Source organism: Paenibacillus sp. J53TS2 (assembly GCF_018403305.1).
Taxonomy (GTDB): Bacteria; Bacillota; Bacilli; order Paenibacillales; family Paenibacillaceae; genus Fontibacillus; species Fontibacillus rhizolycopersici.
The window spans coordinates 256,439-272,744 of record NZ_BOSK01000003.1 but is presented as its reverse complement, the minus strand read 5'-3'; the positions used below and the strand labels follow the sequence as shown (position 1 = coordinate 272,744).

Sequence of the window (16,306 nt, the reverse complement as noted above, 5' to 3'; positions counted from 1 at the left end):
AGGCTTTCCTTTCTACTATTATTCATGATAATTACGGAGGAGGGCATGACCATGAACCAAACGACAAACCGATCAGGGCAGGGAGTGCCGATCCATAACCCGGCGGCGGGCAGCGATATGACGCACCTCGAACCATCCATCGCACCGCAAGCCGTATATATCCATATCCCGTTTTGCACGAACAAGTGCTTTTATTGCGATTTCAATTCCTACGTCCTGAAAGATCAGCCGGTGATGGACTATTTGCGCGCCTTGGACCGAGAAATGGAACGGACGGTTCAGCAGACCCCACCGGGTGAAATCCGCAGTATCTTTGTAGGCGGGGGCACGCCAACTGTACTCAATCCGCAAGAAATGGAGTTCTTCCTGGCATCGGTCAGACGCCATTTCCCCCATTGGTCCAGCGATATTGAATTTACGATGGAAGCCAACCCGGGAACGACAGATCGGGACAAAATGACGGTCATGAAAGACGGCGGCGTGAACCGGGTCAGCTTCGGCGTGCAGGCGTTCCAGAATGAACTGTTAAGCGGTATCGGCCGGATTCATAACACGGACGACGTTTACCGGAGCCTGGACAATGCGCGCGCCGTCGGACTTAACAATCTGTCCATCGACTTGATGTTCGGACTGCCGAATCAGACCGTTGAGATGCTGGATTATAGCGTTTCTCGGGCGCTGGAACTCGGGCTACCCCATTATTCCATCTATAGCCTGAAGGTCGAAGAGAACACGCTGTTCCATACGCTGTACCACAAAAATCAGCTTCCGCTCCCCAGTGAAGAGGAGGAGCTGAATATGTATCTCCTGCTGATGGAACGGATGGAGCAGGCCGGGTACAAACAGTACGAGATTAGCAACTTTGCGAAACCCGGCTTTGCCAGCCGGCATAATATTACTTATTGGAAGAACGAGGATTATTACGGCCTGGGTGCCGGCGCTCACGGTTATGTTGGCCGCAAGCGTCACGTCAATATCAAGGGTGTGAATCCTTACGTTGAAGCGGCGAAAGCAGGCCTTCCTCGCTTGGAGCAGTTTGGCGTGTCCCGGGAAGAGGCGATGGAGGATTTCGTGATGGTAGGCCTTCGCATGCTGGACGGCATCCGCAAGGCGGACTTCCGCAAGCAATTTGACGAAGAGCTGGATGACGTGTTTGCCCGGCCGCTCAACAAGATGCTTAGCGCCGGTTTGCTGGAGACCCATGAGGATGGAGAAGGCTACCGGTTAAGCAAGCAAGGCGTATTGTTCGGAAACGAGGTATTTGCCGAGTTTATCGGTGTTTTAACCGTATAGCAACCGATGAATCAAGCAGCTTGCACTTCATTTATGAAGTAGCTAAGCTGCTTTTTTGCGTTCCGCTGAATATACTTTGAACGTGACATGGCGGTGAAACATTTTCCTTGAAGTTTTATACCGCATAATGTATATTTATTCATATTATTTGATTTGTGATCGAGGGGGAAAACAGCATGCCAGCGGTTGCCGTGTGCAGACAGGCGAACTTAACGGACGTCGAGCCATTATTTAAGATGATTGAGGGGTATGCCCAGCGAGGCATTATGCTGCCGCGTTCGCAGGCGGTGCTGGAGCGCCAGATCAAGGATTTCGTCGTCGCGGAAGTGGATGGCGAGGTTGTCGGCTGCGGATCGCTGTGCAAGCTGGGCGAGGAGTTGGTCGAGATTCGTTCGCTTGGGATTGCCGAAGGCCATAAAGGCAAGGGGCTAGGCTCCATGCTCGTCGAGCAGTTAGTAGAAGAGGCGCGGAGACAAGCGATCCCAAAGGTGATGGCGCTCACGTATGAGGTTTCCTTTTTCGTGAAAAACGGATTTGCGGTTGTTAATAAAGAGATCTTTCCGGAGAAAGTGTGGACCGACTGCGTGAATTGCGCGAAGCAGCATTGCTGCGACGAAATCGCTGTTCTGAAGATACTGGACTGACTTGACAATCGTCAGGTCGGTTTGGTATTTTTGTATTAGTAATTAGCACTCTACGACATTGAGTGCTAACGAACCGAAAAATCGAGATTACTCAGGAGGGATTGCCATGTTGACGGAACGCCAAAGAATGATTTTAACAGCTATCGTAGACGACTATATTCGCTCGGCGGAGCCTGTGGGATCCCGAAGCATTTCGAAGCGGGGCGATGTTGGATACAGTCCAGCGACGATCCGTAACGAAATGGCCGATTTGGAGGAACTCGGTTTTTTGGAGCAACCGCATACGTCGGCGGGCCGTATTCCTTCTCATAAGGGATACCGCTACTATGTGGATCATCTGACACCGTTGAATTTGCTAACGAATGATGAACTGACAACGTTAAAAGCGTTTTTCGCGGAGAAGCTGAACGCAACCGAACTAATGATTCAACATGCCGGGACCATTCTCTCCCAAATGACCAACTACACTTCCATCCTGCTTGGGCCGGAAGTTTTTCATACGTCTTTGCGGCATTTTCAACTCTTGCCGCTGAACGAGACGACGGCGGTTGCCATCGTCGTGACGAATACGGGACAAGTGGAGAACAAGACGATATCCGTTCCGGCTGGCTTGTCCGTTTCAGAGATGGAACGGGTGGTCAATCTGTTGAACCGCAAGCTGACCGGCGTGCCGATCTACAAGCTCAAGTCCGCCTTGTATAACGAGATCGGTCAAGAGATGCAGCGGCATATCGAGCATTTTGAAGAGTTGATGAAAGTGTTGGATCAAGCGCTTGACGCAGGCACGGAAGGCCAACGCCTCTTCTTGAGCGGGGCGACGAACATGCTGACCCAGCCGGAGTTCCGTGACGTAGACAAGGTGAAAGGCATCTTGGATTTACTGGAGGAGACGCCAACTTTGACGAGAATGATCTCTGCGGCGGCGGGTTCGGGGATTCAGGTGCGTATCGGTACCGAGAACGACCATGAAGCGTTCGCCAACTGCAGTCTCATCACGGCAACCTATCAACTGGAAGGTGAAGCGGTTGGAACTATTGGCATTCTGGGACCAACTCGGATGGAATACGCCAGGGTCATTCGGATATTGGAGATTTTATCGAGAGATTTGAGCAAATTTCTGACCCGGATGCCATAACATGCATGAATGATTCATCTAGCTGCATGTTAAGGAGGTGAGCATCTTGAAGGAATCGCAACCGATTCAAGATAACATCAATCATAATGTAGAGGAAGAAACGAACATGAACGATAACGTGCAAGAGGACCTGCAACAAACGCCGGAACCTGACGCGAGGCAGGAAGAGGTTGTCGATGAACCGCAGATTGCTGCTGAAGAGGTTACCGCAGATGCCGGCGCTTCCGCCGAATTGGAGAAGCTGCGCGCAGAGAGTGAGGATTACCAGCAGCGGCTGCTAAGAACGCAAGCCGATTTCGATAATTTCCGTCGCCGTACGGTTAAGGAGAAGGAAGAGTTAGGGAAATACGCCTCCGCCAAATTGATTACCGAGCTGTTGCCGGTGATTGATAACTTTGAACGAGCGCTTAGCTCATCCGGAGAGAGCACGGACGCCAATTCCTACATTAAGGGAGTGGAAATGATCTTCCGCCAGTTGGAAGGCGTGCTTAAGGCCGAAGGATTGATTCCGATGGAAGCGGAAGGACAACCGTTTAACCCTGAGTTCCATCAAGCCATCATGCAAGTGGAATCCGATGAGCATGAAGAGGGTATCGTCGTAGAAGTGGTACAGAAGGGTTATCTTTTGAAAGATAAGGTACTGCGTCCGGCGATGGTCAAAGTCAGCGGCTGAGATGATTGAACCTGCTTTGTAATTTAAGATGATTTAACCTATTAAGGAGGACATAACGTAATGAGTAAAGTAATCGGTATTGACTTAGGAACAACCAACTCCTGCGTAGCAGTGATGGAAGGCGGCGAAGCGGTCGTCATTCCTAACCCGGAAGGTGCGCGTACGACTCCATCCGTCGTAGGCTTTAAGAAGGACGGCGAACGGATCGTTGGGGAAACGGCAAAACGCCAAGCCATCACCAATCCGGATCGTACGATCATTTCGATTAAACGGCATATGGGTACAAACCATAAAGAATCGATCGACGGTAAAGATTTTACGCCTCAGGAAATTTCCGCAATCATTCTGCAGAAGCTGAAAGCCGATGCAGAAGCCTATTTGGGCCAAACCGTCACCCAAGCGGTGATCACGGTCCCGGCTTATTTTAACGACAGCCAACGTCAGGCAACCAAGGACGCCGGCAAAATCGCAGGTCTTGATGTGCTGCGGATCGTCAACGAACCAACAGCAGCAGCTCTGGCATACGGTCTGGAAAAAGCGGAAGATCAAACGATTCTCGTGTATGACCTTGGCGGCGGTACGTTTGACGTATCGATCCTTGAACTAGGCGACGGCTTCTTCGAAGTAAAAGCGACGAGCGGGGACAACCATCTCGGCGGCGATGACTTCGACCAGAAAATCATCGATTACCTGGTGGCTGAATTCAAGAAAGATCAAGGAATTGATTTGAGCAAAGATAAAGCGGCAGTGCAACGTTTGAAAGATGCGGCAGAGAAAGCGAAGAAGGAATTGTCCGGCGTATTGACCACAACAATCTCCCTGCCGTTTATCACCGTCGTTGACGGCGTGCCGCAGCACCTTGAGGTTAACCTGACTCGCGCGAAATTCGAAGAATTAACCGCGGATCTTGTAGAGCGTACGCTCGGCCCAACTCGCCGTGCCTTAAGCGATGCGGGGATGACGCCTGCGGATATCGATCGGATCGTTCTTGTCGGCGGTTCCACGCGGATTCCAGCCGTTCAGGAAGCAATTAAGAAATTGACCGGTAAAGAACCGCACAAAGGCGTGAACCCGGACGAAGTTGTTGCGCTTGGCGCAGCGGTGCAAGCCGGCGTGCTGACGGGCGATGTGAAAGACGTTGTACTGCTCGACGTTACTCCGCTTTCGCTCGGGATCGAAACGGCCGGTGGCGTATTTACGAAGATGATTGAACGGAACACAACGATTCCGACAAGCAAATCGCAAGTATTCTCCACCTATGCCGATAACCAGCCAAGCGTAGAAATCCACGTCCTGCAAGGGGAACGGGAGATGGCGGCTGGCAACAAAACACTGGGACGCTTCATGCTGGGTGACATTCCACTCGCGCCACGCGGCGTACCGCAAATCGAAGTTACCTTCGACATCGATGCGAACGGGATCGTAAACGTGTCGGCAACGGATAAAGGAACCGGCAAGAGTCAAAAAATCACGATCACTTCCTCCAGCGGCTTGAGCGATGAGGAAGTTGAGAAGATGATGAAGGACGCCGAGCTGCATGCCGAAGAAGACAAGAAACGCAAAGAGCTGGTTGAAGCGAAGAACAACGGCGACCAATTGATCTACAGCGTTGATAAGACGTTGAAAGAGCTGGGCGACAAAGTAGACGCAGCCGAAACCGACAAAGCTAATGCGGCCAAAGAAGAGCTGAAGAAAGCGCTGGAAAGCGACGATCTCGAGCAAATCAAAGCGTCTTCGGAGAAGCTGACCGAAATCGTTCAACAATTGTCCGTGAAGCTGTATGAGCAGGCTTCGCAAGCAGCTGGAGCAGAAGGCGCAGCCGAATCCGCTGGCGGTCAAACCCGCGATAACGTCGTGGACGCCGACTATGAAGTGGTTGACGAAGACAAGAAACAAAGCTAAGATGACTCACAGAGCAGTAGAGTCTTGGGAATAGACTTTGGCAACCAGGAAGGTCAAAGTGCGGGCTGCCTCCGCGCTTTGACTTTCCTTTTGCCGTGATCAAAAAATGACCGGTAAATCAGGTTTTTGCTTTGTGATCTAACTATATGTCGGGTTAACTTCTCGATTTGCTTCGTGATCAAAAGACGACAGACGGGGGTGGAAGAATGGCAGAAAAACGCGATTACTACGAGGTGCTGGGCCTCGGTAAAACCGCATCCGACGAGGAAATCAAAAAAGCTTACCGCAAGCTGGCCCGGCAGTATCACCCGGACGTCAATAAAGCGGAGGATGCGGAAGCGAAATTTAAAGAAGTTAAAGAAGCGTATGACGTCCTGAGTGACTCAGGGAAACGTGCGCGTTATGACCAATACGGCCATGTTGATCCGAATCAGGGGATGGGCGGCGGCTTTTCCGGTGGGGATTTTGGCGGCTTTGGGGATATTTTCGATATGTTCTTCGGCGGCGGCGGCGGCGGTCGGCGTGATCCTAACGCTCCGCAACGCGGCAACGATTTGCAATACACGATGACGATCGAGTTCAAGGAAGCGGTGTTCGGCAAGGAAACGGACATTACGATTCCGCGCACCGAAAACTGCGACACCTGCTTTGGCACCGGGGCTAAACCCGGAACGAAGCCGGTTACTTGCTCCGTGTGCCACGGTACCGGCCAGCAGGAAGTCGTACAGAACACGCCGTTTGGCCGTATGGTTAATCGGCGGGCCTGCAGCAACTGCGGCGGCAAAGGGCAAATCATCAAGGAAAAATGTTCGACCTGTGCCGGCAGCGGTAAAGTGAAAAAACAGCGTAAAATTCATGTGCGCATTCCTGCCGGGGTTGACGATGGGGCACAACTGCGGATGTCTGGGGAAGGCGAAGGCGGTCTGCGCGGCGGTCCTGCCGGTGATCTGTACATCGTCATCCGCGTGAAAACGCATGATTTCTTCGAACGCGAGGGCGACGATATCTATTGCGAAGTTCCGTTAACGTTTGCCCAAGCTGCGCTTGGCGATGAGATCGAAATTCCGACGCTGACGGAGAAGGTGAAGCTGAAAATTCCGGCCGGGACGCAAACCGGAACCTATTTCCGCTTAAAAGGCAAAGGGGTTCCGCGCCTGCGCGGGATTGGCCAGGGAGATCAGCACGTGAAAGTGGTCATCGTGACGCCAAGCAAGCTGAGCGACGAGCAAAAGGAGCTTTTGCGCCAATTTGCTTCGCTGGACGGCGAACAGACACATGAGCATGAACAATCTTTCTTTGACCGAATGAAACGAGCATTTCGCGGGGATTGATCCCCAATGAAAAAGCGCGAACCGAGGACTCAACTCGGTTCGCGCCTTTTTTTTGCTATGGGCTTTGGATCTCCGCCATGATTTCTTCCTCCAACACCAGCCGGATATCTTCCCGGAATACTCGCATCCCATATTCCCGGTGAACGTACACCATGATCGCTTCCATGATGTTCGATTCAACGATATAACGGCTGCGGCCGTTAACCCAAACCTCGCCGGTATAACCGGTATCTTCATCCCAACTGAGTTCCACCGTCACATCGGTGGGGCGGACGCCCGTCCGTTCAGCGGTATGCAGGCAAATCGCGTTAATGATCTCGTCCATCCCGAGGATCATGGCTTAATGTCGGCCTCCGCCCCGGTAATCGTCGTGGCGCGGTTGCTTCTTAAACCGGCGGTATGTGGCCGTGACGGCAATAATAATGACATAGATGGCCAACAGGTTTACGGCTAACCCTAAGAGATTGCCAAAGAAGCCCATGTTGCCAAACAACCCACCGAACAGCAGACCGGCAAAACCGCCGATCATCATCCCGCGCATAAAGCTGCCGCCGCTGAAGAATCCCCGGTTCGTCGTCGGAGTCCCTGTCGTAGCTCCCGTCCGGTTACCCGTCGTGTTCTGGTACTCGCTTTGTGCCGGTTTTTTCGGAGTTGGTTTATAGGTACGCGGCCCGGATTTAAACCCTCCGCCGCGTCTTGCATCGGCAAAGTCCGGGGCAGTGAAAGTGAAGAATACGGTAAAGGCCATCATGAGCAGCATCACTCTTTTTAACATGGTGCATGAACCCTCCTATGCAAGTAAGTATGTTCTGTTCCCTAGCAAGTAATACGGACAAGTTCGTTCAACGTTTCAAATTTAAAATAAACAGGCCTGGAACAAAATTTGCATAAAGCCAAGGCCAAGATTACATCCTACGGAATAATGGGCTGTGCAGGGTGCAGCTTCATTGAAGCGTAAAACGAAAGGCAGGGAGGAAGAATGGCTGAAAAGAATGTTTTGGCCTATTTCAAAAGCCCGGAGGAAGCCGAGGGGGTAGCCCGCAAATTAAGTGCGCTGCGGGTGGAGGATATGTCGATCGACCGTTTCAGCCGTTATGCCGGCGAGGGTTACGATCCGATGAACCCGGTAACGGGAAGCATATCCAGCTTGGCGGCGGTGACCCAGGATGCGGCGATCACCAACCGTTCGGCAGGGATTCTCGCCGCAGCGGATCCGGCAGCGAGCGGACTCAGCCATGGGGGACAAGGCGGCCCAACCGGCCATGATATTCTGTTGACCGCCGTCGTCGATGAATCGATACACCATCAGGCGCTGCGTATTATCGAAGAAGCAGGCGGCTTGATTTAACAAATGGACATTTTGAACCTAAAGGAGATGAACCTCTGATGAGTCAAAATCAGGAGGATCGGCGAACAAAGCGAGTTTCCGCCAATGGAAAGAATCTGCCGATCGGACATAACAACGATGTAGAGTTTGCCGATGACTTAGCCGATCAGGAGGACTGGGAGGCACTGGAGCGCAGTGAACGAGCAGACGCTCGCCAGCAGGGACAATATAAGCTGTAACCGTAGTAGCAGGCGGGGGAGTCTTATCGAGGCTCCTCCGTTTTGCTTTGTCACGTTCTTTATTCTATAGTACAATAAAACTTATGCATGTTAGTCAAGGAGGAAATCATACGATGATTTGGAAAGAAATAACTATACATACGACAGAAGAAGCGGTGGAGATGGTATCCAACTTTCTGCATGAAGCGGGTGCAGGTGGGGTGACCATTGAAGAGCATGTCGATAACGATAAACCTCGCGATACTTCGCTGGGGCAATGGTTTGAAATTCCGCCCAACGACATTCCCGAAGGGGAAGCCAAAATCAGCGGGTATTTTCCGGAAGGACTGAATATCGATGAAGTCATCGCCGAAGTCCGGGCACGCATCGAGGAGCTTAAGAGTTATGAGATCGACCCCGGAGATGCGGTTATCACCGTGCGGGACGTAAGCGAAGACGATTGGGCCAACAACTGGAAGCAATATTTTAAGCCGCTGCGGGTGTCTGAGAAGCTGACGATCAAACCGACATGGGAGGATTATATGCCTGGGCCGGGCGAGCAGATCATTGAACTGGATCCCGGAATGGCGTTTGGCACGGGTACACATCCAACGACATCTTTATGCTTGCGTACGCTTGAGAGTATCATCCAAGATGGCGACGAAGTGATTGATGTCGGTACAGGTTCAGGCATTCTGGCGATCGGGGCCTGCCGGCTTGGCGCCTCCAAGGTGTTGGCGCTTGATCTGGATCCGGTGGCTGTATCCAGTGCAACGGAGAACACGCGACTGAACCGTCTGGAGAACCAAATCCAGGTGGTTGAAAGCGATCTGTTGTCCGTCCTTAAAGGCGAAGGCAGCGCCGAAGTTAAGGTCAAGCTGCCCGTACGGGTGGTCGTCGCCAATATTTTGGCTGAGATCATTTTGCTGTTTATCGAGGATGTATACCAAGCACTTGCGTCCGGCGGTTACTATATCGCATCGGGCATTTATAAGAACAAAGAACAAGCCGTACAAGAAGCGCTGATTGCCGCGGGTTTCGAATTGGAACGGACAGCCCGGGATGAGGATTGGGTAGCTTTTGTGGCGAGAAAGAGGTAACAGTATATGGAATGGTTAGACCGAATATTGAGGTTTCCGCTAGACCAGCTTCCCTTTTATTTGATCACCCTGGTGATCGCTTTTACGCTGCATGAATTTTCGCACGCTTATTTTGCCAATAAATTCGGTGATCCTACCGCCAAGCTGTTGGGACGCGTTACGTTGAATCCAGCTGTCCATTTCGATCTGCTGGGCATTATTCTGCTTCTCATCGCCGGCTTCGGGTGGGCCCGGCCCGTGCCGGTAAACCGTGATAACTTCAGCAAGCCGCGCATAATGGGCGTGATCGTATCGGTTGCGGGACCGCTCAGCAATTTGCTGTTGGGCGTCCTCGGGACCTTGGTTTACGTGATGCTGGCTCAGTTTGGCGTTCTGGATTCGATTACGAACGAGAAGCTGTTCCAGGCCGTATTGATATTCTTTAATCTGTTTACCGTCATGAACTTTTTCTTATTTTTATTCAACCTGATTCCTTTACCGCCGCTGGACGGCTATCGGATCCTGGAAGATGTTGTACCGCGTCGAATGTTGGGCAAACTGCAGCAATATGAACAGTGGTCGGTATTGATTTTCTTGGTGATCCTGATCGTTCCAGGAATGCAGCGTTATACGATCTCGCCGCTGTATAATGCGGCCGAGGCGATCTATTTTCAGTTCGCCCATTTGTTCCTTGCCATGTTCGGCGCGTAGGGCGGAAGAAGGACTGGAAACAGGGTTTCAAAAGTTGTATGATGTAGTTTGGCGATTTTGAACCATGAACGATGAGGATGATACTATGCAGCGTTATTTTGTGGAGCCCATGCAATTTGGCGATCGGGAAGTGACCATTGTCGGCGAGGATGCCCGCCATATCGGCAGGGTGATGCGTTCCAAGCCCGGCGATAAGCTGATCGTGAGCGACGGGGGTTCCCGTGAAGTCCTCGCGGAGATTACATTCATCGAGCCGCAGCAAGTAACTGCGACGATTATAGAGGAACTGGCGGGATCGGGAGAACCGTGGCTGCAGGTGACCGTGGCCCAGAGCTTGCCGAAAGGCGACAAGATGGAAACGGTGATCCAGAAGTGCACGGAGATTGGAGCCGCTTCGTTTCTTCCTTTTCTATCCGAACGCACGGTGGTGCAATACGATAGCAAGAAGGAAGAGAAACGGCTCGCCCGCTGGCAGAAAATCGCCAAAGAAGCCGCCGAGCAGGCGCATCGCAGCAAAATTCCGGTTGTCGAGCTTTCGGTCAAATGGGAAGAACTGCTGGCCGCGCTGCCGGGCTACGATCTGGTATGCTTGTGTTATGAGAAAGAAGACGGCAGACAGCTTCGGGACGTATTAAAGCCATTCGTCACTGAGCTGACGCCTGATATGAAGGTCAATGTCGCCGTTGTAGTTGGACCCGAAGGCGGCTTTACCGAAGATGAAGTACGGGAAGCCGAAGCCGCCGGTGCAGTATCCGTTGGTTTAGGCCGACGTATTCTACGTACCGAAACGGCTGCTATGGCCGCCCTAACTTGCATCATGTATGAATCCGGAGAAATGGGGGGGAATTGAGCGATGCCAACCGTCGCCTTTTACACCTTGGGCTGTAAAGTTAATTTCTATGATACCGAAGCCATTTGGCAGCTATTTAAAAACGAAGGCTACGAGCAGGTTGATTTCGAGCAATCGGCCGCTGACGTCTATTTAATCAATACCTGTACCGTTACGAACACCGGCGACAAGAAGAGCCGTCAAATTATTCGGCGTGCCGTGCGCCGCAATCCGGAAGCTATTGTAGCGGTGACCGGCTGTTACGCGCAGACATCGCCTGCGGAGATTTTGGACATCCCCGGCGTAGACTTGGTCATTGGGACGCAGGACCGGGACAAGATTATCCCTTACGTGAAGCAGCTTCAAGAGCAGCGCAAGCCGATTAATGCAGTTCGCAATATCATGAAAACGCGGGAGTTCGAAGAGCTGGACGTGCCAAATTTCGCCGATCATACCCGTGCGTTCCTGAAGATCCAGGAGGGCTGCAACAACTTCTGTACCTTCTGTATTATCCCATGGTCTCGTGGCTTGTCGCGCAGCCGTGACCCGCAAAGCGTTATCCAACAAGCGCGTCAGTTAGTCGCCGCAGGGTACAACGAGATCGTCCTGACGGGCATCCATACAGGCGGATACGGGGATGATCTCGAAAACTACCGTTTATCCGACTTGCTTTGGGATTTGGACAAAGTAGAAGGACTTGGCCGCATCCGGATCAGTTCGATCGAAGCAAGCCAAATCGACGAGCGTATGCTTGAGGTGTTGAAGAATTCCTCGAAAATGTGCCGCCACTTCCATATCCCGCTGCAAGCAGGCAGCAACGAAGTATTGAAGCGCATGAGAAGAAAGTACACCATCGAAGAGTTTGAGCATAAAATCAAAATGATCCGCGATTTCATGCCGGACGTTGCCATTACGACGGATATCATCGTTGGCTTCCCCGGGGAAACGGATGAGCTGTTCCGCGAGGGCTTCGAGGCAATCAAACGCATCGGCTTCTCCGAGATGCACGTGTTCCCTTATTCCAAGCGGAGCGGAACGCCAGCCGCGCGGATGGAGGACCAAGTCGACGAGGACGTGAAGCATGCCCGCGTGCATGAGTTGATCGAGTTGTCCGAGCAAATGCAACTGGCTTATGCCGAGAAGTTCGTCGGCCAGGTGCTGGACGTCATCCCGGAGAGGGATGAGAAAGGCACCGCCGGGGACGGTTTCGTGACTGGCTTCAGCGATAACTACTTGCAAATCCGCTTCCCGGGCACCCCGGACCTGACCGGCAAAATATGCCGCGTCAAGCTAACCCAAGCGGACGTCAACACCAGCGAAGGCCAATGGGTCCGCGTCCTAGACGAAGCCTCGCAAGCTCTAGCTTAATACTTGCGCCCTCTATCGGGCATGAGCCAAGGATTTCACCCCGTCGGGGGTTGAAATCCTTGTTGTTACATAAGGGCGAATTGGAAGTATGAGTACGCTGCACCTATAATTAACAAGTAACATGGAAGGTAACAAGCGCATTCCCGAAGGGAGAAAAGCGTTCCACGAGCCCACGTTAAGCGCATTCCCGAAGGGAACAGCGGCAGGAGCGCCTCAGCCGATCTCACGTTCTCTAGGTTTAGCAGGTAACCCGGGAGCGCAAGAAGTAAGACGTACCCGAAGGGGGAAAAGCGTTCCACGAGCCAACGTCAAGCGCATTCCCGAAGGGAACAGCGGCAGGAGCGCCTCAGCCGATCTCACGTTCTCTAGGTTTAGCAGGTAACCCGGGAGCGCAAGAAGTAAGACGTACCCGAAGGGGGAAAAGCGTTCCATGAGCCAATGTCAAGCGCATTCCCGAAGGGAACAGCGGTCAGGAGCGCCTCAGCCGATCCCACGTTCGTCCAGTTTGCGGGATCCCCTAGGGCAGCGGGCCCTTGGGGGCCCTCCCTTACGGTAAGGGAGGGTTTGGGAGGGTTGAGTCCCGGTTTGGGAGGGTTGAGCCCCGGGTTGAGTCATTTTAAGGAGGTACAGCCAGAATGCCATTCAAAGAAATCTCTGCAGGAGGCGTCGTCTATCGCTTCCAAGACGGGCGGCTGCAAGTGCAGCTGATTACCGACCGTTACGGCAAAATATCGTTTCCGAAGGGGAAGAGAGAGCCGGGGGAAACCGTTGAGCAAACGGCGCTGCGCGAAATTTTGGAGGAAACCGGCATTGTGGGCCGGATTGATAGACTCATCGATATCATCGCTTATACTTACCATCATCCCAAACTTGGGAACGTCGATAAAGAAGTGCATTACTACCTGGTGGAGTGGCAAAGCGGGGCGCTCCAGCCTCAGCTTGAGGAGATCCGCAGCGTGTCCTGGTACGAGCCGCAGGAGGCTTGGCGTCAGCAGCGGAAAGCCGGTTACGACAACAATGACTTTATCTTGGAAAATGCGCTAAAGATGCTTGGCGTCGAGCCGCTAGGTTAGAAAGGTGGAGGATGACGGAAATAGTTGACTATGTGCAGTTATTTCTTCGGAATTCACCCAAGACGCTGAAACAAACGCTAGAGTGCAGTTATTTTTTACGGTATTTGAGAAATGGAGGATATCGGCGAAAATAACTGCATTTTTGCACCTACTCCTACACCTTCGTATTCGGAAGAATACGGCCGGAGAGATGATCATCGGACCGATCCAGCCGGGACCAAATCGGTAAATAACAAAACGGCAGCGCGAGCAAAGAGCATGCGACATTAAAAATCGTTTGCGTATGGGCGATTTGCGCCGAGAGATCGCCGGTCAGCGAGGCTGCCATCCCTTGCAACAGCGGAACCAGCGGCAGGAACAACGCTGCCCCCAGCACGTTTAGCGTCACATGCGACCAGGCGACGAATCGGCCCGACCGGTTGCCGCCGATCGCGGCGATCACTGCGGTGACGCAGGTGCCAACGTTGGAGCCGATGACCATGGCGATCCCAAACTCCACCGGCAGGGCACCGCTGGCGGCAAGTCCCATCGTCATGGCGACGACCGCGGCACTGCTGTGAATGATCGCCGTCAGGACGGCGCCGGCGAAGGCGCCCCACAGCAGGCTGCCAGTGGCATGCTCCAACAGCCATGAGATTACGCCGCGTTCCTCCAGCGCCGGACCGATCGATTGCATGAAGCGAATCGCGATCATCACGAGGCTGAAGCCGGCCATAGCAAGGGCACCAAACTGCAAGGGTTGCAGCCAAGGCAAGCGGCGCTGAATATAGCCGGGCAGCATTTCGCCGCCAAGCACGGCGGCCGCCCACATCCCTAACGAAACGATGAGCATGGGAACGCCTAGCTTGGCTATATTAAGGGCAAGCAGTTCCGTGGTCAGGCAGGTTCCGATATTGCCTCCCAGGATGATCCCTAACGTTCGCGCGTAGGACAACAACCTAGCGTTAACGAGCCCGATTGTCATGACCGTAACGGCTGTGCTGCTCTGCAGAACGGCCGTGATCAGCGTACTCGACAGCAAGCCGGTCCAAGGCGTTCGCGTTGTCCGATGAAGAAAACCGATCAGCTTGGGGCCGGCCCAAGCATGCAGGGAAGCCTCCATGACCTTCATGCCAAACAGGAATAGGGCGAGCCCAAACGTCACCGGGAACAAGATGTCTTGAAACATATCGGCGATCCCCTTTCCCGAAAAATAAAAGGCTACATTCGTACAAGTTACATATATGACGGACGGACAACTTCCATGCTAGCAAAGCAGGCGCAGGTCCGAGCCGAAGAGGCGCCAAGAAGCATTGGCTTACTTTTTTTATGAGGAGTGAAGTATCGAGTGGCAAGGGTTATACTGCAGCGCAGCCGTAAGAAACGGTTGGAAAAAGGGCATCCTTGGATCTTCAAGAACGAAATTGAGAGTGTAGAAGGTAACGTAGAGCCGGGCGCTTTGGTTGAAATTGTCGATTACCGACACCGCTACCTGGCAACAGGGTATTACAATCCGGCTTCGCAAATTACCGTCCGCGTCGTATCCTATACGCCGCTGGCGGCGATGGACACCGCCTTTTTTGTCCGTCGGTTTACGGAATGCTTGAAGCATCGGGAACGGTTCGTGAAAGAGGATGCCTACCGGCTGGTCTACGGGGAAGCGGACTTTCTGCCTGGTCTGATCGTAGACAAGTTTGGAGAGGTGCTGGTCGTGCAACTGCTGACGTTGGGGATGGACCGCTGCCGAGAGCAGATCGTCGCGGCGCTGACGGAAGTGTTGCATCCCGTTGGCATCTACGAACGCAGCGACGTATCCGTGCGTGAAATGGAAGGCCTGGAGCAGGTGAAGGGTCCGATCTTCGGAGAGCCGCCGCGTCATGTCATCGTGACGGAGAACGGGCTCCAGATTGAAGTGGATATCGAGCAGGGGCAAAAAACGGGATATTTCTTCGACCAACGGGAAAATCGGGCCTCCATCAAGCCGCTGATGACCGGTTGGGGCGAGCGCAGCGGCATCGCACTGCAGGAGTTGCCCACGGAAGACGGCGGAGTTCGACTTGCACCGGTCAACCGGAACGGCAAAGAGGTCACCTTCCCATATTGGGACGGGGCGACCGTGCTGGAATGCTTCTCACACACCGGAAGCTTCACCCTGCACGCCTGCCAATACGGGGCGAAAAAGGTAACCTGCCTCGATATCTCCGAGCATGCGATCGAAAGCGCGAAACGGAACGTCGAGTTAAACGGGTTCACCGACCGCGTTGAATTTGTCGTGGCCGACGCGTTTGACTATTTGCGCAGCCAAGTGAAGGGTCTGGAGGAGCGGACGCGCAGGGCGGCTCAGGACGGCAAGGTCGATACTTCCGTACCGCTGACGGCCGGCGGCGGACGGACCTGGGATGTCGTCATTCTCGATCCGCCGGCGTTCGCCAAGACGAAATCGGCGGTCAAAGGTGCCTGCCGAGGCTACAAGGACATTAACCTTCACGGCATGAAGCTGGTTAACGAAGGCGGGTATTTGGTAACGGCCAGCTGCTCCTACCACATGCGGCCGGATCTGTTCCTGGAGACGATTTTGGAGGCCGCGGAGGATGCCGGAAAAGTGCTGCGCCTGGTCGAATGGCGGGCGGCTGGAAAAGACCATCCTCAAATTCTGGGGGTCGACGAAGGACATTACCTGAAATTCGCCATTTTCGAGGTGCGTAGTAAAGACGCTCTCTAACCTTGGAAACCAAGAGACAAGG

At 53.2% G+C, this 16,306-nt stretch carries 17 protein-coding genes; 14 read left to right on the top strand and 3 right to left on the bottom strand.

The annotated features are described in order from the left end of the window. The first annotated feature begins 117 nt into the window (after positions 1 to 117). The 6 genes from hemW (at position 118) to dnaJ (ending at position 6,978) form a co-directional block, all read left to right on the top strand. Positions 118 to 1,293 (top strand): radical SAM family heme chaperone HemW, encoded by a 1,176-nt coding sequence (gene hemW, locus KJS42_RS09120; protein ID WP_193416577.1) that lies wholly within the window; start codon positions 118 to 120, stop codon positions 1,291 to 1,293. A 176-nt stretch (positions 1,294 to 1,469) separates the two neighbouring features. Continuing rightward, on the top strand, positions 1,470 to 1,937 hold the full coding sequence (locus tag KJS42_RS09115) for an N-acetyltransferase (protein WP_213622641.1): 468 nt from the start codon (positions 1,470 to 1,472) through the stop codon (positions 1,935 to 1,937). A gap of 106 nt (positions 1,938 to 2,043) precedes the next feature. Further along, positions 2,044 to 3,072 (top strand): heat-inducible transcriptional repressor HrcA, encoded by a 1,029-nt coding sequence (gene hrcA, locus KJS42_RS09110; RefSeq protein ID WP_155605611.1) that lies wholly within the window; start codon positions 2,044 to 2,046, stop codon positions 3,070 to 3,072. 46 nt (positions 3,073 to 3,118) lie between these two features. Then, on the top strand, positions 3,119 to 3,745 hold the full coding sequence (grpE, locus tag KJS42_RS09105) for a nucleotide exchange factor GrpE (protein WP_418888762.1): 627 nt from the start codon (positions 3,119 to 3,121) through the stop codon (positions 3,743 to 3,745). Between the two features lie 60 nt (positions 3,746 to 3,805). Further along, positions 3,806 to 5,647, top strand: coding sequence for a molecular chaperone DnaK (gene dnaK / locus KJS42_RS09100; RefSeq protein WP_213622640.1), 1,842 nt, complete (start codon positions 3,806 to 3,808; stop codon positions 5,645 to 5,647). Positions 5,648 to 5,853: 206 nt separating this feature from the next. Further along, positions 5,854 to 6,978, top strand: a complete 1,125-nt coding sequence (gene dnaJ / locus KJS42_RS09095; RefSeq protein WP_193416393.1) for a molecular chaperone DnaJ — start codon at positions 5,854 to 5,856, stop codon at positions 6,976 to 6,978. 55 nt (positions 6,979 to 7,033) lie between these two features. Here the strand turns inward: dnaJ and KJS42_RS09090 are convergent, their stop codons facing one another. Both KJS42_RS09090 and KJS42_RS09085 read right to left on the bottom strand, forming a co-directional pair. Then, positions 7,034 to 7,315: a YxcD family protein gene (locus KJS42_RS09090; protein WP_155605608.1), complete on the bottom strand. Its 282-nt coding sequence runs from the start codon at positions 7,313 to 7,315 to the stop codon at positions 7,034 to 7,036. A 3-nt stretch (positions 7,316 to 7,318) separates the two neighbouring features. After that, complete coding sequence (locus tag KJS42_RS09085; RefSeq protein WP_213622639.1) at positions 7,319 to 7,753, bottom strand: hypothetical protein; 435 nt, start codon at positions 7,751 to 7,753, stop codon at positions 7,319 to 7,321. A gap of 204 nt (positions 7,754 to 7,957) precedes the next feature. Here KJS42_RS09085 and KJS42_RS09080 point away from each other — a divergent pair, with 204 nt between their 5' ends. The 7 genes from KJS42_RS09080 (at position 7,958) to KJS42_RS09050 (ending at position 13,583) form a co-directional block, all read left to right on the top strand. Next, on the top strand, positions 7,958 to 8,326 hold the full coding sequence (locus tag KJS42_RS09080) for a hypothetical protein (RefSeq protein ID WP_155605606.1): 369 nt from the start codon (positions 7,958 to 7,960) through the stop codon (positions 8,324 to 8,326). A gap of 38 nt (positions 8,327 to 8,364) precedes the next feature. After that, the gene (locus KJS42_RS09075; RefSeq protein ID WP_155605605.1) at positions 8,365 to 8,544 is read left to right on the top strand and encodes a YfhD family protein; all 180 of its coding nucleotides are present in this window, start codon (positions 8,365 to 8,367) and stop codon (positions 8,542 to 8,544) included. Between the two features lie 113 nt (positions 8,545 to 8,657). Continuing rightward, positions 8,658 to 9,623: a 50S ribosomal protein L11 methyltransferase gene (prmA, locus tag KJS42_RS09070; RefSeq protein WP_193416391.1), complete on the top strand. Its 966-nt coding sequence runs from the start codon at positions 8,658 to 8,660 to the stop codon at positions 9,621 to 9,623. A gap of 6 nt (positions 9,624 to 9,629) precedes the next feature. Further along, a complete protein-coding gene (locus KJS42_RS09065) occupies positions 9,630 to 10,313 on the top strand; it encodes a site-2 protease family protein (RefSeq protein WP_155605603.1) in 684 nt (227 codons plus the stop codon). Between the two features lie 85 nt (positions 10,314 to 10,398). Further along, on the top strand, positions 10,399 to 11,163 hold the full coding sequence (locus KJS42_RS09060; protein ID WP_213622638.1) for a 16S rRNA (uracil(1498)-N(3))-methyltransferase: 765 nt from the start codon (positions 10,399 to 10,401) through the stop codon (positions 11,161 to 11,163). Between the two features lie 3 nt (positions 11,164 to 11,166). Beyond that, on the top strand, positions 11,167 to 12,510 hold the full coding sequence (mtaB, locus tag KJS42_RS09055; protein ID WP_155605601.1) for a tRNA (N(6)-L-threonylcarbamoyladenosine(37)-C(2))-methylthiotransferase MtaB: 1,344 nt from the start codon (positions 11,167 to 11,169) through the stop codon (positions 12,508 to 12,510). A gap of 635 nt (positions 12,511 to 13,145) precedes the next feature. Continuing rightward, on the top strand, positions 13,146 to 13,583 hold the full coding sequence (locus KJS42_RS09050) for an NUDIX hydrolase (RefSeq protein WP_193416388.1): 438 nt from the start codon (positions 13,146 to 13,148) through the stop codon (positions 13,581 to 13,583). 154 nt (positions 13,584 to 13,737) lie between these two features. On the opposite strand, the gene KJS42_RS09045 is transcribed toward KJS42_RS09050, so the two are convergent. Further along, a complete protein-coding gene (locus tag KJS42_RS09045; RefSeq protein ID WP_213622637.1) occupies positions 13,738 to 14,751 on the bottom strand; it encodes a Na/Pi cotransporter family protein in 1,014 nt (337 codons plus the stop codon). Positions 14,752 to 14,910: 159 nt separating this feature from the next. Here KJS42_RS09045 and KJS42_RS09040 point away from each other — a divergent pair, with 159 nt between their 5' ends. Continuing rightward, positions 14,911 to 16,284, top strand: coding sequence for a class I SAM-dependent rRNA methyltransferase (locus tag KJS42_RS09040; RefSeq protein WP_213622636.1), 1,374 nt, complete (start codon positions 14,911 to 14,913; stop codon positions 16,282 to 16,284). Positions 16,285 to 16,306 lie beyond the last annotated feature (22 nt).